Origin of the sequence: Williamsia maris, assembly GCF_024171815.1 — a bacterium.
In the GTDB taxonomy this organism is placed as follows: domain Bacteria; phylum Actinomycetota; class Actinomycetes; order Mycobacteriales; family Mycobacteriaceae; genus Williamsia_A; species Williamsia_A maris.
Map to the genome: position 1 here is coordinate 122792 of NZ_JAMTCJ010000003.1, position 18608 is coordinate 141399.

Sequence of the window (18608 nt, forward strand, 5' to 3'; positions counted from 1 at the left end):
TCCGGGCAGCGTTCACGTGTGCAGGTCGTGTCGAGCGGTCCGCCGGGTCTCGGGCTTGTCAGCAAGGGGCTCTCAAGCGACTCTGTGCGGATGGTGGAGAGGTTAGCGCGTGCAAGGAGTTTTGTCGCGCCCAAGAATCACCCGTGCACGAAAGTCGCCGCAAGCGAGCCCGTGGGCGATTGCGCTGTGTGCCAGCGTGTTCGGAATTGAATGGAGACCACCCCGCGATGACGGGGGTCACGTTCGGTGCGTCATGTGATCTGTGTTTCATTACGTCAGCGCTCCGCGGGCCCGCCCCTCATAGTGATCCGATGGGACAGGACCGGCGACGGATCGCCGTCATCGCGGCGGGGATGGCGGTGGAGGGGTACGACTGGGTCACCTTTCTCGCGCTGCTCCCCTACATGACCCGAGCGCTGGTGAACGACGACGGATCCGGACTCACCGTGGGCTTCGCGATCTTCGCGGCCGGGTTCGTGTCCCGGCCGTTCGGGGCCCTCGCGCTCGGACGACTGGCCGATCGACGGGGCCGCACTCCGGCGTTCGTCACCTCGTTGTGGATCGGGGTCGGTGCGACGACCGGCATGGCCATCACCCCCGACGTCGACGGCGCCGCGTGGGCAGCGCCGTCGCTACTCTTGATCTTCCGGGTGGTCCTGGGCGCGGCACACGGTGGCCAGGCGGCCGTGGTCAATGCGCAGACGTACGAGATGCACAGGCCTGGTTCACGACTCGACCCGTCAGCGCTCATCTACGCGATGGCCGCCTGCGGGAAGGTGGCGTCGCTGACGGTCACACTCGCATTGATCGCCGGCCTCGGTCGCGCGGAGATGACCGGGTGGGGATGGCGGATCCCCTACGTCGTCGGGGCGGTGGCGGGTGTGGCGCTAGCACTCGCCGCGGCGCGCGGTGTCGACCGCGATCGATCGTCCCGTGTCGATACCGCCCCGATCCTGCGACGATCGGTGGTGCTGACGCGGATGGCGGCGGTCGTCGCGCTCACCCTCGGCACCACCCTGACCTACAACATCTGGATTGCGGGCACCGTGCCGTACGCGGTCGCTCACCTCGGGGTCAGCGAATCGACCATGGTCTCGACATCTCTCGCGCAGACGCTCTGCTTCGCAGCGCTGGTGGTCTGCGTCGGGCGGTCGATGCGGCACCGATCCCGCACCCGCCTCCACGTCGTCTTCGCCCTCGCCAACGTCGCCGTCTGCCCGGCAGTGCTGTTCTTGACGCGACCGACGACCACCCTGGTGAGCTACCTGGTGGGGACGACACTGGCGACGGTTGTGCTGGCCGGCCTCTGCGCGACGTTGCCCGCGGTGATCAGCGCCCTGTTCCCCCGCGCGATCCGCGGTGCGGGCAACGGTCTGCCCTACGCGGTGGCCGTCGCCCTCGTCGGAGGAACGGCGCCGGGACTCCGGGAGGCGCTGTCGGCCGATTACGCGGTGTTCGCGCTCTACGCCGCGACGGCGTGTCTGATCACCGCAGTGACCGCGATCATGATCGGCCGTCGGTCGAAGCGGGCCCACGACCCGGCGACCCACCCCGTACCGGCGCCCGCTACCCGCTGAGGCAGGTGGGTCCGAGCAACGCCTTCAGATCCCCCATCAGCGCGGAACTCGGTGTAACCCTGAGGTTGTCGTCGAGACGCATCACGGTCGACGACTCACCGCTGATGAGCCGCACGTGCACGTCCGAGGTACCGGGATGCCGGATGAGGACCTGCTTGAGCGCCGACACCCGATCCTGGGTGCACAGCCGCGTCGACAGCGTCAACGCGATCGGCTTGGCCTCCCCCACGTGTGAGAGATCCGGGACCGCGAGGTCGTTGGCGCTGATCATCATCGAGTCGTCGCGCAGGTTCACCCGCGCCTTGATGAGCACGACGGCGTCGGCGACGATGTCCATGCCGTAGGTCTGGAACGCACGCGGGAAGAAGTAGACCTCGACGCCACCGACCATGTCCTCGAGGGTGACCACCGCGTACGGCTCACCCTTCTTGTTCACGCGCCGGGTCACCGCGGAGATGATGCCGCCGATGACGATCTGCGCGCCGTCGTTGACGTTGCCCTCGAGCAGGGTGGTGATGGAGGTGTCGGTCTGCGCCGAGATGACGTGCTCGATGCCACCGAGCGGATGCCCGGACACGTACAGCCCCAACATCTCCCGTTCGAGGGCGAGCTTGTGCTTGGAGTCCCACTCCTCGTCGGGGACCCGAACGGCGAACACGTCCTCCACGGGACCGTCGCCACCGCCGGTGTCACCGAAGAGATCGAACTGTCCGACCGCCTCGGCCTTCTTCGTCCCCAGCACGGCGTCGACCGCGTCGACGTGCACCAGGAAGAGCCCCTTGCGCGGGTGGTTCAACGAATCGAAGGCGCCGGCCTTGATCAGCGACTCGGTGACCTTCTTGCTGCACGCGGTCACGTCGATCTTGCCGAGGTAGTCGGAGAAGCTGCCGAAGTTCCCCTTCGCCTCGCGGGCGGAGAGGATCGCGCCCACGACGTTGCTGCCGACGTTGCGCACCGCGACCAGTCCGAAGCGGATGTCCTCGCCGACGGCGGCGAAGTTGCGCTGCGATTCGTTGACGTCCGGTGGGAGCACGGTGATCCCGAGCTTGCGACAGTCCGCGAGGTAGATCGCGGCCTTGTCCTTGTCGTCGCCGACCGATGTCAGCAGTCCCGCCATGTACTCGGCCGGATAGTTGGCCTTGAGGTAGGCGGTCCAGTACGAGATGAGTCCGTAGGCCGCGGCGTGCGACTTGTTGAACGCGTAGCCGGCGAACGGGAGGATCGTCTCCCACAACGCCTTGATCGCCGCCTTCGAGAAGCCGTTGGCGACCATGCCCGCCTCGAAGCCCTCGAACTCCTCGGCCAGGACCGAGGCCTTCTTCTTGCCCATCGCGCGGCGCAGGATGTCGGCTCGTCCGAGCGAGTAGCCGGCCACCTTCTGCGCGATCTGCATGATCTGCTCTTGGTAGACGATCAGGCCGTAGGTGTCGCCGAGGATCTCCTTGAGCGGGACCTCGAGCTCCGGATGGATCGGCGTCACGATCTGTCGGTCGTTCTTGCGGTCGGCGTAGTCGTTGTGGGCGTTCATGCCCATCGGGCCGGGCCGGTACAGCGCGCCGACGGCGACGATGTCCTCGAACGCGGTGGGCTGCATGCGCTTGAGGAGCTCACGCATCGGGCCGCCGTCGAGCTGGAACACACCGAGGGTCTGTCCGCGTGCCATCAGGTCGTAGGTGGCGCTGTCGTCGAGCGGCAGGGCATCCATGTCGATCTCGATGCCACGGTTGTTCTTGATGTTCTCCAGCGCGTCGTTGATGACCGTGAGGTTGCGCAACCCCAGGAAGTCCATCTTGAGCAGCCCGATGTCCTCACACGACGGATAGTCCCAGCCGGTGATGATGGCGCCGTCCTGCGCGCGCTTCCACACCGGGATCGCGTCGGTGAGCGGCTCCGACGACATGATCACCGCGCAGGCGTGGACGCCGGCGTTGCGGATCAGACCCTCGAGACCGCGGGCGGTCTCATAGATCTTCTTGACGTCGGGATCGGTCTCGATGAGCGCGCGGACCTCCGACGCCTCGCCGTACCGCTCGTGGTCGGGGTCGGTGATGCCGGCGACCGAGATGTCCTTGGCCATGATCGGCGGCGGCAGCGCCTTGGTGATGCGGTCGGCGATCGAGTAGCCCGGCTGCCCGAACTGCACGCGCGCGGAGTCCTTGATCGCGGCCTTGGTCTTGATGGTGCCGAAGGTGATGACCTGGGCGACCTTGTCGACACCCCAGCGCTCGGTCGCGTAGCGGATCATGTCGCCGCGGCGGCGATCGTCGAAGTCGATGTCGATGTCGGGCATGGACACGCGCTCGGGGTTGAGGAACCGCTCGAACAGCAGACCGTGCGGGATGGGGTCGATGTTGGTGATGCCCAGTGCCCATGCGACGAGCGAGCCGGCGGCACTACCGCGACCGGGTCCCACCCGGATACCGACCTCATGGGCGTGCCGGATCAGGTCGCCGACGACGAGGAAGTAGGCGGGGAAACCCATCTGGATGATGACGTCGAGCTCGTAGTGCGCCCGATCGGTGTAGTCCTGCGGCACCGGGTTGTCGGCGAAGCGCCTGACGAGGCCCGCGGCGACCTCCTTGCGCAGGAAGGTCTCCTGGGTGTCACCCTCGGGCACCGGGAACACCGGCATCCGGTCGCGCGGGGCGAAGACCTCGGCGTAGCTCTGGACCCGCTCGCCGATCTCGACGGTGTTGTCGCACGCGCCGGGGATGATCGAGTCCCACTGCTCACGCATCTCCGCGGCGGACTTGAGGTAGTAGCCGTCGCCGTCGAACTTGAAGCGGGTGGGATCCGACAGCGTCTTGCCGGTCTGGATGCACAGCAGCGCCTCGTGGGTGACCGCGTGCTCTTTGGTGACGTAGTGGCAGTCGTTGGTCACGATGGGCTTGATGCCGAGCTGCTTGCCGATCTCGAGCAGACCGTCCCGGACCCGACGTTCTATCTCGAGGCCGTGCTCCATCAACTCGAGATAGAAGTTGTCCTTGCCGAAGATGTCCTGCCATTTGGCCGCGGCCTCGAGCGCCTCGCGCTGGTGGCCGAGGCGGAGGCGGGTCTGCACCTCACCCGACGGGCAGCCGGTGGTGGCGATGATGCCCCCGGCGTACTTCTCGATGATCTCGGCGTCCATGCGGGCCCACTTGCCGAGCTGACCCTCGATCGACGCCAGCGACGACAGTTTGAACAGGTTGTGCAGGCCGGTGGCGTTCTCGGCCACCATCGTCATGTGGGTGTAGGCACCACTACCGGAGACGTCGTCGCTCTTCTGGTCCCGCTCGCCCCACAGCACGCGCTTGGTGTCGAACCGGGAGGCCGGGGCGATGTAGGCCTCGATACCGATGATCGGCTTGATGTCGTGCTTTTTCGCGACGTTGTAGAACTCGCTGGCGCCGTACATGTTTCCGTGGTCGGTCATGCCGATCGCGGTCATCCCGAGGCGTTTGGCCTCGGCGAACATGGGCGCGACCTTGGCCGCACCGTCGAGCATCGAGTACTCGGTGTGATTGTGCAGATGAACAAACGAATCCGACACTCGTGAACCTCTCCGAGACAGTTGCGGGACCGCCCGCCGAACCCGCCGCCGAGAGGATGCCCCCGGCGACGACGTAGGGACCAGCTTAGGGGTGGGCACCCACAGACGGCCGTCGCCACACGCGGCCGAGCGCCGCACAATCCCGACACACCGCCGACACGCCGGGGGCGATGCAGTGGCGCGGTGTCCGTGGCGATCGGTCAGCGGGGCGGAACGGGAGCGGTGTCGGCGACGGGCAGGAAGCGATCGGTCTGTTCGGGCAGCAACGCGACGACCGCGAACCGTCCGCCCGCGGCGTCGGCGGGCAGCACCTGCACACCGCGGACCAGCGAAGATCCGGCGACCTCGCGCAGTCGGGGGCCGGTGCCACGCACGACCATCGCGACGATGCAGGCGCACCCGGATCGCAGTCGCTCGACGGTGACCGAACTCACCTGCTGGTCTCGGGTCCCGGCGGTCCCGTCCGCGCCGAGCGCAGCGTCTCCGGAGACCTCGGCGATAGCGTTGACCCGGGCGGTCGACAACGATCCGCGATCGCCGGTGACGGCGGCGACGGTCGACGGGGTGGCGACCCCGGTGATCGGAACGTGGAACGCGACCTGCGACGGCGCGGTGCCGTCCATCAGCGTCCACGCCTGGTCGTCGCCCACCGGCGCCCGCAACGAGATCAGCGCCCAGCGCGGGCCGGCGCCGACCCGGTCCAGTCCGGCGGCGGCGTCGTCGAGGTAGGCGGTCACGCTCGCCCCGTTCTCCGGTCCGAGACGGTCGGAGGTGATGGCCGAACGCTTCGGCGGGTGCGTCGCGCCGAGCGCGTAGAGCCCGGCCGTCACCGCGATGACGAGCACCAGCACGACGACGATCGATCGCGTCAGGCCCGCGTGGCTCGGCTCGGGATCGGCTGGTGGCAGAGGTTCACCCGGCACGCAGGATGTCCAGGGCGCCGCGGAGATCGTCGGGGTACGGACTGGTGAACTCGACCCGGCGTCCGTCGGCGGGATGCGCGAACGACAACGCCCGCGCGTGCAGCCACTGGCGTTCGAGACCGAGTCGGGCGGCCAACACCGGGTCTGCGCCGTAGGTGATGTCACCGCAGCAGGGGTGGTTCAGGGCGGACAGGTGCACCCGGATCTGGTGTGTACGGCCGGTTTCCAGGTGCACGTCGAGCAGGCTGGCCGCCGCGAACATCTCGAGGGTGTCGTAGTGGGTCACGCTGGCCTTGCCCGCCGAGGTGACGGCGAACTTCCACTCGCTGCCGGGGTGGCGGCCGATGGCCGCGTCGATGGTGCCGCTCGACGGATCGAGATGTCCCTGCGCCAGGGCGTGATAGCGCTTGTCCACGGTGCGTTCCTTGAACGCGCGTTTGAGCAACGTGTAGGCGCGTTCGGAGGTGGCCACCACCATCACCCCGGAGGTGCCGACGTCGAGTCGGTGCACGATGCCCTGTCGTTCGTGGGCGCCGGAGGTGGAGATCCGGAAGCCGGCCGCAGCCAGTCCGCCGATGACGGTGGGCCCGGTCCAGCCGACGGACGCGTGCGCGGCGACGCCGACCGGCTTGTCGACCACGACGATGTCGTCGTCGGCGTAGATGACGTCCATGTTCTCGATCGGCTGGGCGGGGTTCTCCAGCGGCCGGGCGGGCTCGGGCAGGACGACCTCGAGCCAGGCGCCGGCGACGAGGCGGTGCGACTTCCCCACGGCCGCACCGTCGATGCTCACGTCACCGCCGTCGGCCAGGGCTGCGACCGCGGTGCGGGACAGCCCCAGGATGCGCGACACCCCCGCGTCCAGACGCATGCCGTCGAGTCCGTCGGGTACGGGCATGGACCGGCTCTCACGCATTCGGTGACTCTCGGGTGGGTGTTGCGGATGGAGCAGGTTTCTTGCCGGACACCCGGGTGCCGTCGAGTTCGACCCCGAACAACGTCAGCGCGACGAGCAGGACCGCACCGCAGACCACGGCCGAGTCGGCCACGTTGAACACCGGCCACCACCCCACCGACACGAAGTCGACGACGTGACCGCGCAGGGGGCCGGGGGCGCGGAAGAGTCGGTCGACGAGGTTGCCGAGCGCGCCGCCGAGGATCAGGCCGAGGCCCAGCGCCCAGAACGGCGATCGCAGACGGCTGCTGTAGCGGATGATCCCGACCACCACGGCCAACGCCACGACCGTCAGGACCCAGGTGTAGCCGGTCGCCATCGAGAAGGCGGCACCGCTGTTGCGCACGAGTCGCAGGGTGACGGTGTCGCCGATGATCGAGATGGGACGCTGCGGTTCGATGACCGCGACGACGACGATCTTGGTGATCAGATCGAGCAGGAGGATCACCGCGGCCACCGCGGGCAGCAACGCGATCATCCTCGCCGAACGTGCGGGGGCCTGCGGATCGGGGCCCGCGCCCACTCCGTCCTGGTCATCACTCACGCCACCATCATCCATGACGGCCGCCGCTAGCCTGATCGGTGTGTCCCCCGTCGCCGCCCGCCGCGCCCGTGTCCGTCCTCCCCGTCACCGCGGACCGGTCCGCCTCGCCGTCTTGTGCACGGCACTCACCGTGGTCGCCGGCTGCGGTTCCGGTTCCGCCGGTGACGACGCCGGACGATCCTCGTCGGCCGCGCCGCTGGCCGGGTGCAGCACCGAGTCCACGGTCAATGCGATGGGGGCGTCGCTGCTCCCGATCCCGCCCGCCGCGGTGACGTTGATCGACGCAGGCGCGCAACCGACCGCGGTGGCGACCGGGTCACCGGACCTGGCGCGCGCGCAGAACGTGCGCCTGGTGACGACGTCCGCGTCGAGCAGCACGAGTGAGGGGCAGCCGCGCAGCGACACCGCGCAGACGGTCGATCTCCCGCTGACCGCGCGGACCCTGTGCACCGACCCCACCGACGTCGAACTCGAACTGGGCGCGGCGTCCTCACCGGATCCGGATCTGTCGACGTCTTTGGCGGCTGTGCGCGAGTCCAAGGCCGGGCTCGCGGTGGCCGGTGGCTCGGTGCCGATCTCACTGCGCATCGTGCCCGCTGCGGCTGCCGACGATGCGGCCCGATCGGCGGTCGAGCAGTCACTGGTCCAGGCGTTGCAGCGCAGCGTCACCCTGCCCCGCGAACCGATCGGTGTCGGTGCGCGCTGGCGTGCGGTGCGGACGATCGACGGTGCCGCCACCGTCACCCAGACCATCACCGCGACACTGCGTGAGCGGACCGGCGACACATTGACCGTCGACGTGCAGGTCGACGAGGAGCCGGTGGACTCGGTCTTCCGCATCCCCGGATCCACCCAGACGCTGACGATCGCATCGTTCTCGATGAGCGGCACCGGGTCGATGACCATCGATCTGTCCCGGGGACTGCCGAGTGCGGGCGAGTTGACGGTGCGCGGCGGTCGTTCGCTGGTCGGCGCCGACCCCGCACGCCCGCTGGTGCAGCAGACCAGCACCGCCATCCGCTGGGAGACCATCCGGTAGACAGCGGCGCGGTCGACGCCTCGGGACCCCGACACGACTCTGCCCCCGACACCATCGGTGTCGGGGGCAGAGCGTCGTATCTGTCGAGCGGGGCGTCTAGATCACGCGGCGCACATGGCGCTCTGGACGTTGTTCGCGGTCAGCAGCGGGCAGACCGTGGTCTTGGCCAGCTTCCACTTGCCCTGGTCGTAGACGATCGCGGCGTCGACGGTCTGCTCGGGGACGTTGGGCAGCTTGACCTTGACCTTCACGGTCGCCTGGCCGCTACCGGTCGCGACGACCGGCGGCACGAGCTGGTAGGTGATGTCGGGGTTGTCGGCCTTCGCCTTGACCAGCTTGTCGAACAGCTGCGGGTCGGCCGACGAGCCCTGCACGAGCTCGGTCTTCTCGGTGTTGGGCACGTTCGGGTCGAGCGCGGTCTCGAGCAGTCCGTTGAGGGTCGAGGCCGTCGGCGGCTTCGAGGGGTCACTGACCCCGCCGGTGCTGCTGGCCGAGGAGCTGGCGACCGCGGACGTGCTGGGGGTCGGGGTGTCGCTCCCGCTGTCGTCACCGCAGGCGGCGATGGACAGGAATGCGGCGACCGCGAGTCCGGCGGTGGCGATCTTCTGCAGCTTCAAGGATTGTCCTCTTCTCGTGTTCTCCCAGGTAACTGGGCCCGACGTCGGTGTCGGGTGTGGTTCTACAAACGGTCTTCGCACCGCAGAGGGAACGCATGGTCGACGCGCCTCACCCCCGCGGTTCGGAGCCCACTATGCCAAACCGACCTGGCCGAACGCGACCGAGCGCTCTGCGAAGACAGTGAGGAAATCATGAGGATTTGACCCCCGCGCGGCCGGACAGCAGTCTTCCTCCCATGCCCGGACCACCGCGGATCGTCGTGTTGAGCACCGGCGGGACCATCGCGTCACAGCGCAGGCCGGGCGGGGCGGTGCCCGTCCTGCACGCCGCGGATCTGCTGACCCGCGACCTCGTCCCGCCCCACCTCGCCGACGCCACGATCACGACCCGCACGGTCTGTGCGGTCGACAGCGCAGCGATGACCGACGCCGAGCACCGTCTGCTGCTGCGGGCGATAGCCGAGGAGCTGGCCGACCCGGACGTCACCGGCGTGGTCGTCACGCACGGCACCGACACCCTCGAGGAGACGGCACTCGTCGTCGACCTGGTCCATGCCGATCCTCGCCCGGTGGTGTTCGCCGGCGCGCAGTACCCGGCGGACTCGCCGCGGTCGGACGGACCGACGAACCTTGCCGCGGCCCTGGCGTGTGCCGCCGACACCACGAACCGGGACCGCGGTGTCCTGGTCGCCTTCGGCGGCCGGGTGCTCCCCGCCCGCGGCGTCGCCAAGACCAGCACCACCGCGACCGACGCCTTCGACTCCGTCGTGACGACCCCGGCACGACCCGTCCTGGCGGCGGTCGACGGGCGACCGACCGCGCGGGTCGACATCGTGACCCTGCACCCCGACTTCGATGCCGCCGTCCTCGGCGCGCTCGTCGACTCCGGTGCACGCGGGCTCGTGCTCGCCGCACTCGGTTCGGGCAACGCCCATCCGACGGTGACCGACGCGGTCGGAGCCGTGACCGCACGAGGGGCCGTGGTCGTCCTGAGTACCCGTGTGCCGTTCGGCGAGGTCGTCCCGACCTACGGCGGCGGGGGCGGCGCGGTCGACCTGGTCGCCGCCGGCGCGATCCTCTCGCCATGGCTGCGCGCCCCGCAGTCTCGGATCGTGTTGTCCGCGTTGCTGACCCGCGAGTACGACCGCACTCGGATCGCCGACTTCCTCGCCGTGGACGGCCCGGTCAGCTGACCGGTGGGTCCACCGACCAGACCAGGCTGTCGAGGGGGTCCGCGGCCTCGAGGTCGGGGGTGTCGGAGCGGAAGGTCCGCGCCGGTCCCGGCCCGGTGACACGCGTCTCGAACCGCACACTGACCACGCCGTGCCCACTCCCCTGCACCCATCCGTGACCGAAGTCCGGATGCCGGACGTCGGTGCCGGTGGCCCAGGTGATCTGGCCGGAGTCGTCCCGGGTCCGACCCGACGCGGTCTGCACCCCCTGGGCCGAGGAATTCGCGGACTGCGGCTCGGGCGTGACCTCGTCCGCCGGATCGGACTCCGAGGTGTCGGTGGTCGCGACCTCGACGGAATCCTCGCCGGGAGTGAAGAGCAGGAACTGCTCGTCGCTGGTGAGTCCCGAGTACCCCACCCCGACAAGGCGGATGGCGCCGATGTCGACCGGGTCGAGCGCGAGTCGGCGTGCCGCCGCGGTCAATGCCGCCACGTCGGTGGTCGCCGTCGCCGTGGTGGCGGACCGGGTGAGGATCGACATGTCCGACCGCTTCAGTTTGAGCACGACGGTACGGGCGCCACGTCCGTCGTCGAGCAAGCGTCGGTGGGCCGACGCCGCAGCCCGGTCGATCGCGAGCAGCAGCTGGTCCATCGAGGTCACGTCGTCGGCGAAGGTCGACTCGGCACTGATCTGTTTGGCCGACGAGCGCTCGGCCACCAGTCGGTCGTCGATGCCGTTGGCGAGCCGGTGCAACGCCGGCCCGATCGTCGACCCCAGCACCGACGACACCTCCATGGTCGACAGGTCGGCCAACTCCCCGATCGTCTCGATCCCCAGGCGGTGCAACCGATCCCCGGCCACCGGTCCGATCCCCCACAGCTTGCGCACCGACAGCGGTCGCAGGAAATCGCGCTCGCCGCCCGGCGCGATCGCGGTCACACCGTCGGGCTTGGCCATGCCGGACGCGATCTTGGCGATCTGTTTGCCGCTGCCCGCCCCGATCGACGCAGACAGTCCCAGGGTCGCGATGCGGGCTCGGATCTCCTCGGCGAACTCGACGACCTCGGCGCGCGTCGCGCCGGCGAGGTGGACCGGTTCGCCGAACGCCTCGTCGAACGAGAGCATCTCGATCACCGGGATGGCCTCTCGGATCATCGAGAAGACCCGGACACTGACTACGCGGTAGATCGATCCGCGCGGCGGGACCACGACCGCGCCCGAACCGACCATCCGACGTGCCTGGTGCATCGGCATCGCCGAATGGGCCCCGAACCTCCGGGCCTCGTAACTCGCCCCGGCCACGACACCCCGCCCGCCGACGCCGCCGACCAACACCGGCCGGCCCCGCAGGGTGGGTCGCGTGAGCTGCTCCACCGACGCGAAGAACGCGTCCATGTCGACGTGCAACACCCATCGGGTGCCCCGTTCGTCGTCGATACCGCTCACAGGTTCGAGCCTATCGATTAGGCAGACTTGTCCGACGGTGGCTGACTGTGTGGAAACGGCCATCACACGACGGTGCTGACTGTGCAGAATCGGCATCACACGACGGTGCTGACTGTGTGGAAACGGTCATCGAGTGTGCTCACCACCTCACGCGACGGACCTACACAACAACGCACACTCGATGATCGGCTTCCGCACCGTCGGCGGCTTTCGACCCACGCGGCGCGGGTTCGCAGACGCTGACGGTGCGGAAGCCACGCGTCGAGTGTGCGTCGTTTGCAACCCATCTCACCCAACGCACTCAGCACACTCGAGCACGCGTTTCCACACAGTCAACACCGTGGCTCTGGACGTGCGCGCGTTTCGAGACAGTCAGTTGCGGTGCAGTTCGAAGACCGGGACCGCGGGGGCGATCGCGGCCAATTCGTCGTTCGATGAGGTGTGGGTGACCTTGGCCGGGAGATAGCTCGCGACCTCCCAGCCCCAACGCTTCAGGTACGGGCGCAGCAACGCGATCTTCTTCTCGTCGGCGACCTCGACGGCGGTGTAAGTGTCGACGCGGCGACCCCGACCGATGTCGCAGACGCCCGCCGCGCGCAGGTTCCGCGACCACTGCGTGTTGCCGCGCGGGGAGATCAGATAGGTCCGGCCGTCGATGACGAGCGGGTTGACCGGCGTGGTCTTCGGCTCACCGGACTTCCTGCCGACGACGGTCAGCGTCCGCGCGCCGGCGAGGCCGATGCCGTGATCGGACAGCCAGCTGACCATGTCGTTGAAGGCGAACTGGATGCGCCCGGTCGGCTCTGCGTAGTGGGTGGTTGTCATGGCGGACTCCTCTGGTCGAATAAACGAGAGCACTGCTCTCGCAAATGAGCATGGCACGCTATCGACCAGAGAGCAAGAGCACTGCTCTCGTTTCTGACATGATGGACGAATGCACAGCGACACGGCGGCAGGCCCGCGCGCCCGGGCGCGCGCGCAACTCGAACTCGACATCATCCGGGTGGGCCGCGAGCATCTCGCGGAGCACGGTGCTGCGGCACTCTCGCTCCGGGCGATCGCCCGCGACCTCGGAATGGTGTCGTCGGCGGTCTATCGCTACGTGCGCAGTCGCGACGAGTTGCTGACCGTACTCGTTGTCGATGCCTACGACGAGTCCGCCGACCGTGTCGCCGCCGCGCTCGACACCGCCGACCCCGACGCCGGGGTCCGCGAACGACTACGCGTCGCCGCGCACGCGTTGCGCACGTGGGCGGTGGCCGAACCGGCCCGGTTCGCCCTCATCTACGGCAGCCCGGTGCCCGGCTATCAGGCGCCGGCCGAACAGACCACCGGACCGGGTACGCGGTTCGTGGCCCTGCTGATGACCGAACTGAGCAGGACCACCGTCCCCGCGACCATCACCACCGTCGTACCGGGCGACATCGCCGGCGAATTCGACCTCGTCCGAACCGAATTCGACCTCCAGGTCGACGACTCGACCGTTCTCGTCGGCACCTGCCTGTGGTCGGTGATCCTGGGATCGATCAGTCTCGAGGTGTTCGGTCAGTACGGTGCGGACACCTTCGCGCAGCCGGAGATCCTCTTCGACCTCCAGCTGCGCACCGTGTTGGAGCGGCTACTGCCCTGACCGGGTGATCGACGCGACGACACCGTCGCCCAGCTCCGTCACGGTCCCCTCGACCGCGTCGGGTGCGACGACATCGAGCGTCGTTGCCAGCACCTCCCCCGCGATGAGATCACGATGGCGCAGTGCCCATTCCGACCGCTGAGCGGGCACACCGAGACGCACGACGATCCGGTCGGAGACGTCGAGTCCCAGAGCCCGGCGGGCCTCCTGCAGCTCACGCACGCGGTCCTTGGCCCATCCCTCGGCCTCGAGATCCTCGGTGACCGCGGTGTCGAGCACCACCAGCCCGCCTCCCGACGGGAGCTCGGCGGTCGAACTCGGCTCGACAGCAACCAGTTTGCGGGTGAACTCACCGTCGGTGAGCTCGATCCCGTCGGCCACGACCTTCTCCGAGACGATGCCGTCGGCGTCGCTGACCGTGGCCAACGACCAGTTCCCCGACTTGATCGCCTTGATGACCCGCTGCACGTCCTTGCCCAGACGCGGGCCCGCCACGCGGGCGTTGACCACGACCTCGACACGACCGAACGCGTCGGCATCGTCGGCCAGGTGCACCGACTTGACGTTCATCTCGTCGGCGATCAGCGCGGTGTAGTCGGCCAGACGCGCAGCCGACGGACCGGCGACGGTCAACCCGGGCAACGGGAGTCGCACCCGCAGGTTGTTCGCCTTTCGCAGGCTCGACGCCGTCGAACACACGCCCTGCACCTCGTCCATCGCGGCGACGAGTTCGGCGTCGGCGGGCAGTTCGTCGGCGCTGGGCCAGTCGGCCAGATGCACCGAGCGACCCCCGGTCAGACCACGCCACATCGCCTCGGTCATCAACGGCAGCAACGGTGCCGCCAGTCGGCACGCGACCTCCAGCACCGTGTACAGCGTGTCGAACGCCTCGGTGTCGGCGTCCTGTCCGGCCCAGAACCGCTGGCGCGAACGACGTACGTACCAGTTCGTCAACGCCTCACAGAACTCCCGGAAGTCGTCACACGCGCCGGCCACGTCGTAGGTCTCCAACGCAGTGGTCATCGATTCGCGCGTCGCGGCGAGCTTGGCCAGGATGTAGCGGTCGAGCACGTGCTCGGAGTCGGTCCGCCACTCCGCGGGACGATCGGCGTAGAGCGCCAGGAAGCTGTAGGCGTTCCACAGCGGCAGCATCGCCTGGCGGACACCCTCGCGGATGCCGCGCTCGGTGACGATGAGGTTGCCGCCCCGCAGGATCGGCGAGGCCATCAGGAACCAACGCATCGCGTCGGAGCCGTCGCGGTCGAACACCTCGTTGACGTCGGGGTAGTTGCGCTTGGACTTCGACATCTTCTGGCCGTCGTCGCCGAGCACGATGCCGTGCGCGGCCACCGTGCGGAACGCGGGCCGGTCGAACAGCGCGGTCGCCAGCACGTGCAGGTTGTAAAACCAGCCCTTGGTCTGGCCGTTGTACTCGACGATGAAGTCACCCGGGTTGTGCGGCTCGATGCCTTTCTCGGCGTTGCCGTCGAACCAGTCGCGGTTCTCGAACGGGTAGTGCACCTGGGCGTAGGGCATCGACCCCGACTCGAACCAGCAGTCGAGCACCTCGGGCACCCGACGCATGGTGGAGCGACCCGTCGGGTCGTCGGGGTTCGGGCGGGTGAGCTCGTCGATGTGGGGACGGTGCAGGTTCGTCGGCCGCACCCCGAAGTCACGCTCGAGGTCGTCGAGCGAGCCGTACACGTCCATACGCGGGTAGGTCTCGTCGTCGGACATCCACACCGGGATCGGCGCGCCCCAGTAGCGGTTCCGGCTGATGTTCCAGTCCTTCGCGCCCTCGAGCCACTTGCCGAACTGACCGTCGCGCAGGTGCGCCGGGGACCAGGTGATCTCCTGGTTCAACTCCAGCATCCGCGGCTTGAAATCGTTGACCGCGACGAACCACGACGGAACGGCCATGTAGATCAACGGCTTTCCCGACCGCCACGAGTGCGGGTAGGAGTGTTCGATGGTCTCGTGGCGCAGGATCTGCCCGGTTGCCTTGAGGTCCTTGATGATCACCGGGTTGGCGTCGAAGACCATGAGGCCCTCGTACGGCGGCACCAGCGACGTGAAGCGACCACCCGGATCGAGCGGCTGCACCACCTCGATGCCGTTGGCGGTGGCGAGCTCCATGTCCTCCTCACCGAAAGCCGGTGCGAGGTGCACGATCCCGGTACCGCTGTCGGTGGTGACGTAGTCGCCGAGCAACGTCCGGTGCGCATTCGGATGACCGGCGAAGAAGTCGAACGGCGGCGTGTAGGCAGCGTCGGCGAGGTCACGTCCGAGGTAAGTGCCGAGCACCTCCGGGTCCTCACCCAGCTCGCGGGCGTAGACGCCCACGCGCGCCGTGGCCAGCAGGTACTGCTCACCGTCGGTGCCACGGACGTGGGAGTACTCGACATCGGGATTGACCGCGATGGCCAGGTTCGACGGCAGGGTCCACGGCGTGGTGGTCCAGATCAGGGCGTTGACGCCGAGGAGATCGTCGGGCACGCCACCGGTCAACGGCATCGACACGGTCACCGCCGGGTCCTGCCGCATCTTGTAGGCGTCGTCGAGCTTGCTCTCCTGATTGCTCAGCGGCGTCTGCTCGTACCAGCTGTACGGCAGCACGCGGTAGCCCTGGTAGACCAGGCCCTTCTCGTGCAGCGTCTTGAACGCCCACATCACCGATTCCATGAAGTCGATGTCGAGGGTTTTGTAGTCGTTGTCGAAATCGACCCACCGGGCCTGACGCGTCACGTAGTCGCGCCACTCGCCGGTGTAGCGCAGCACCGACTCCCGGCAGTAGTCGTTGAACTTCTCGACGCCCATGGTCTCGATCTCGGACTTGTCGGTGATGCCCAACTGGCGCTCGGCCTCGAGCTCGGCGGGCAGGCCGTGGGTGTCCCAGCCGAATCTGCGGTCGACCTTCTTGCCGCGCATGGTCTGGAACCGCGGGACGAGGTCCTTCACGTATCCGGTCAGCAGATGGCCGTAGTGCGGGAGACCGTTGGCGAAGGGAGGGCCGTCGTAGAAGACGAACTCCTCGGCGTCCGACCGGGCCTGCACCGAGGCGACGAACGTATCGTCGGCGGCCCAGTAGTCCAGGACGCGGGTCTCGAGGTCGGGGAACGACGGAACGCTCGCGCCGGTGCCCGCGACGTCCACGATCGGGTAGACGCGCTCACGCGGCGTGCTCGGATTCGTGTCGGGTTCGGTGGTCACTCGCGTCTCCTCGTGCCGGGTCGGTCGCGGCTGCGACTCGTGGGCACGGGGACGACGATTCTCTCGCCGCGGTACCACCCCGCTTGCGCCGGTCGTGCGACCGACGCCTCTCGATGTGCGGCTGTGTCGGGCCGCGACCGTCCGGGTCTAGTACGGCCCGACCGCGAGAGGCGGTCGGTGCCGGTTCTTCCGGATGCTCCCCGGTGATGGCCGGATCGTCGCAGGAATCAGTGTAGGGCAGGCACGCAACGGGCTTTCATCACGGACTGTCCCGGGGTGGGCCTCAGCTGCCGCCGTGCCGTGGTACCCGCGGTTGCTCGTGATCACCGTCGGGTGACTCGTGCCGACCGTGTCGTACCGACGGGCTCGCGGTCGTCGCGGAGGTCTCGTCGTCGCCGGCACCCTCGGGCGCCGAGTGGCGGTGTGTCGACGACACCTCGTATGCGGGCGAGTCGGCGATGTCGGTGTGCCACGCCGAGTCCGGATCGTCGAGGGTCACCGTCGGCTCATCGGCGACGGTGCGCGGGAACTCGGTGGTGATCTCGTTGTCGGAGAGATCAGCCGGGCGGACCGACTCGGCCGTCGCCGGCCGGTCCGGGTCGTCGGATCCGTCGACCTCGGGGTCCGGATCCGACGAATCCGTCGCCCCCGCGTGGCGGGAGCGACGGATGGTCAGAGCGTGTCCGAGACCCAGCAGGTCGGCCAGCAGGAAGATGCCGCCGATGATGCAGATCGCGATGCAGGCCACCGCGAGCCAGAGGGTTCCGGTGACCAGGGCAACCACGAGCAGACCGAACCCGATGAGGGTGGCTGCGAGGGCCATCACGAGCACGACATGGACCCCTGGACGTCTACGAGGCGGCGACCGGCCGGAACCGTGTCAGTTCGAGGGCTTGGCGAATCCACCCGAGTTGGTGAACCCACCGTTGCCGGGATCGGACGAGAACGCGTCCCCGCCGGAGCGGGCGTTGTCCACCGGTGCGGCACTACCCCGCTGCTGCAACTCCTCGAGCTGCGACTCCAGGTAGGTCTTGAGACGGGTCCGGTACTCACGCTCGAACGTCTTGAGCTGTTCGATACGGCCCTCGAGGACCGACCGCTGCTGGTTGATCGTCCCCATGATCTCGGTGTGCTTGCGCTCGGCATCGGCCTGGAGGGCGTCGGCCTTCTCCTGGGCACCACGTGTCGTGGCCTCGGCGCGCGTCTGCGAGTCGGCGAGGATCGCCTCGGAGCGCTGCCGGGCGTCGGCCAGCATGGCCTCGGACTTGCCGCGGGCGTCACCGATCATGGCGTCGGCACGGCTCCGGGCGTCGGCGAGCACACCCTCGGACTCGGTGCGCGCGTTGCCGGTGAGGCGGTCGGCGGTGTCCTGGGCCAGGCTCAGGACCTTCGCCGCGCGGACATGGTGGTCCTCGTTCGTCGACGCCGCGGGGGCCGCGGCGGGCGGGGCCTCGGAGTACGCGGGCGCCGGGGTACTGAAAGCCTGTGTGGCCGAGGCGTTGTCGTCAGACCGCGCGGACGATGCGGGAGCGCTGGACTTGGCCGTGGCCAGGTCACCCTCGAGCTCCTCGACACGCTGCTTCAGGTCGGTGTTCTCCTCGAGAAGACGTGCGAGTTCGGCCTCGACGAAGTCGAGGAACTGATCGACCTCGTCCTCGTTGTAGCCACGCTTACCGATCGGCGGTTTGCTGAACGCGACGTTGTGCACATCAGCTGGTGTGAGCCGCATTGTCGGTCCCCTTAAAAATCGTCGTGCTTGTTGTGTGTCCAGTTCACGGTGCGGGTCGCTCGGAATCACCTGAACGACGCGATCTGAGTCGTCCACGGGATTCACAATGTAACTGGCGTCCTATCCTGTCACATTAGAACCGTTCGTCGCACTTCGTCGAGGCATTGAGCGAAATCCGCTCGGGTCTTCACGCCGACGTGTGCAACCACGCACGAGAGCCGTCGTCACAATAT

14 protein-coding genes are annotated in these 18608 nt (G+C 68.3%); 4 read left to right on the forward strand and 10 right to left on the reverse strand.

What is annotated here, in order from left to right:
• Nucleotides 1-311: 311 nt before the first annotated feature.
• The gene (locus tag LX13_RS13910) at nt 312-1577 is read left to right on the forward strand and encodes an MFS transporter (protein WP_253661944.1); all 1266 of its coding nucleotides are present in this window, start codon (nt 312-314) and stop codon (nt 1575-1577) included.
• Here LX13_RS13910 and dnaE read toward each other — a convergent pair.
• The 4 genes from dnaE to lspA all read right to left on the reverse strand — a co-directional run bounded on the left by dnaE (nt 1567) and on the right by lspA (nt 7546).
• Nucleotides 1567-5109 carry a DNA polymerase III subunit alpha gene (dnaE, locus tag LX13_RS13915; protein WP_253661945.1) on the reverse strand — a complete coding sequence of 1181 codons (3543 nt, stop codon included), beginning with the start codon at nt 5107-5109 and terminating at the stop codon, nt 1567-1569. The genes LX13_RS13910 and dnaE overlap by 11 nt on opposite strands.
• Nucleotides 5110-5309: 200 nt before the next feature.
• Complete coding sequence (locus tag LX13_RS13920) at nt 5310-6032, reverse strand: hypothetical protein (protein ID WP_253661946.1); 723 nt, start codon at nt 6030-6032, stop codon at nt 5310-5312.
• Nucleotides 6022-6948, reverse strand: a complete 927-nt coding sequence (locus tag LX13_RS13925) for an RluA family pseudouridine synthase (RefSeq protein WP_253661947.1) — start codon at nt 6946-6948, stop codon at nt 6022-6024. Before LX13_RS13925 ends, LX13_RS13920 begins: the two co-directional genes overlap by 11 nt.
• Entirely contained in the window at nt 6941-7546 is a 606-nt protein-coding gene (lspA, locus tag LX13_RS13930) for a signal peptidase II (protein ID WP_372499912.1), read from the reverse strand. The genes LX13_RS13925 and lspA overlap by 8 nt, the downstream gene beginning before the upstream one ends.
• Between lspA and LX13_RS13935 the strand changes: the two genes are divergently transcribed.
• A complete protein-coding gene (locus tag LX13_RS13935) occupies nt 7545-8570 on the forward strand; it encodes a hypothetical protein (RefSeq protein ID WP_253661948.1) in 1026 nt (341 codons plus the stop codon). The genes lspA and LX13_RS13935 overlap by 2 nt on opposite strands.
• Before the next feature lie 101 nt (nt 8571-8671).
• Here the strand turns inward: LX13_RS13935 and LX13_RS13940 are convergent, their stop codons facing one another.
• Nucleotides 8672-9187 carry a WKL family lipoprotein gene (locus tag LX13_RS13940; protein ID WP_253661949.1) on the reverse strand — a complete coding sequence of 172 codons (516 nt, stop codon included), beginning with the start codon at nt 9185-9187 and terminating at the stop codon, nt 8672-8674.
• A gap of 236 nt (nt 9188-9423) precedes the next feature.
• Here LX13_RS13940 and LX13_RS13945 point away from each other — a divergent pair, with 236 nt between their 5' ends.
• Entirely contained in the window at nt 9424-10380 is a 957-nt protein-coding gene (locus LX13_RS13945) for an asparaginase (protein ID WP_253661950.1), read from the forward strand.
• On the opposite strand, the gene LX13_RS13950 is transcribed toward LX13_RS13945, so the two are convergent.
• Together LX13_RS13950 and LX13_RS13955 are read right to left on the reverse strand one after the other, a co-directional pair.
• Nucleotides 10373-11755 (reverse strand): DNA polymerase IV, encoded by a 1383-nt coding sequence (locus tag LX13_RS13950; protein WP_253662748.1) that lies wholly within the window; start codon nt 11753-11755, stop codon nt 10373-10375. The two genes, LX13_RS13945 and LX13_RS13950, sit on opposite strands and share 8 nt — an antisense overlap.
• A 423-nt stretch (nt 11756-12178) precedes the next feature.
• Entirely contained in the window at nt 12179-12631 is a 453-nt protein-coding gene (locus LX13_RS13955) for a nitroreductase family deazaflavin-dependent oxidoreductase (protein ID WP_253661951.1), read from the reverse strand.
• 109 nt (nt 12632-12740) lie between these two features.
• Here LX13_RS13955 and LX13_RS13960 point away from each other — a divergent pair, with 109 nt between their 5' ends.
• On the forward strand, nt 12741-13436 hold the full coding sequence (locus LX13_RS13960) for a TetR/AcrR family transcriptional regulator (RefSeq protein ID WP_253661952.1): 696 nt from the start codon (nt 12741-12743) through the stop codon (nt 13434-13436).
• Here the strand turns inward: LX13_RS13960 and ileS are convergent.
• The 3 genes from ileS to wag31 all read right to left on the reverse strand — a co-directional run bounded on the left by ileS (nt 13425) and on the right by wag31 (nt 18375).
• Nucleotides 13425-16646: an isoleucine--tRNA ligase gene (gene ileS, locus LX13_RS13965; protein ID WP_308214749.1), complete on the reverse strand. Its 3222-nt coding sequence runs from the start codon at nt 16644-16646 to the stop codon at nt 13425-13427. The two genes, LX13_RS13960 and ileS, sit on opposite strands and share 12 nt — an antisense overlap.
• A gap of 283 nt (nt 16647-16929) precedes the next feature.
• Nucleotides 16930-17469, reverse strand: coding sequence for a hypothetical protein (locus LX13_RS13970; RefSeq protein ID WP_253661953.1), 540 nt, complete (start codon nt 17467-17469; stop codon nt 16930-16932).
• Between the two features lie 57 nt (nt 17470-17526).
• Nucleotides 17527-18375: a DivIVA-like cell division protein Wag31 gene (gene wag31, locus LX13_RS13975; RefSeq protein ID WP_253661954.1), complete on the reverse strand. Its 849-nt coding sequence runs from the start codon at nt 18373-18375 to the stop codon at nt 17527-17529.
• Nucleotides 18376-18608 lie beyond the last annotated feature (233 nt).

Bases quoted from the DNA above. Each gene is read 5' to 3' on its own strand.
- wag31 (WP_253661954.1), bottom strand. From the start codon at position 18,375: ATGCGGCTCACACCAGCTGATGTGCACAACGTCGCGTTCAGCAAACCG.
- LX13_RS13925 (WP_253661947.1), bottom strand. From the start codon at position 6,948: ATGCGTGAGAGCCGGTCCATGCCCGTACCCGACGGACTCGACGGCATG.
- LX13_RS13970 (WP_253661953.1), bottom strand. From the start codon at position 17,469: ATGGCCCTCGCAGCCACCCTCATCGGGTTCGGTCTGCTCGTGGTTGCC.
- LX13_RS13945 (WP_253661950.1), top strand. From the start codon at position 9,424: ATGCCCGGACCACCGCGGATCGTCGTGTTGAGCACCGGCGGGACCATC.
- LX13_RS13960 (WP_253661952.1), top strand. From the start codon at position 12,741: ATGCACAGCGACACGGCGGCAGGCCCGCGCGCCCGGGCGCGCGCGCAA.
- LX13_RS13910 (WP_253661944.1), top strand. From the start codon at position 312: ATGGGACAGGACCGGCGACGGATCGCCGTCATCGCGGCGGGGATGGCG.
- LX13_RS13935 (WP_253661948.1), top strand. From the start codon at position 7,545: ATGACGGCCGCCGCTAGCCTGATCGGTGTGTCCCCCGTCGCCGCCCGC.
- LX13_RS13950 (WP_253662748.1), bottom strand. From the start codon at position 11,755: ATGGACGCGTTCTTCGCGTCGGTGGAGCAGCTCACGCGACCCACCCTG.
- LX13_RS13955 (WP_253661951.1), bottom strand. From the start codon at position 12,631: ATGACAACCACCCACTACGCAGAGCCGACCGGGCGCATCCAGTTCGCC.
- lspA (WP_372499912.1), bottom strand. From the start codon at position 7,546: ATGGATGATGGTGGCGTGAGTGATGACCAGGACGGAGTGGGCGCGGGC.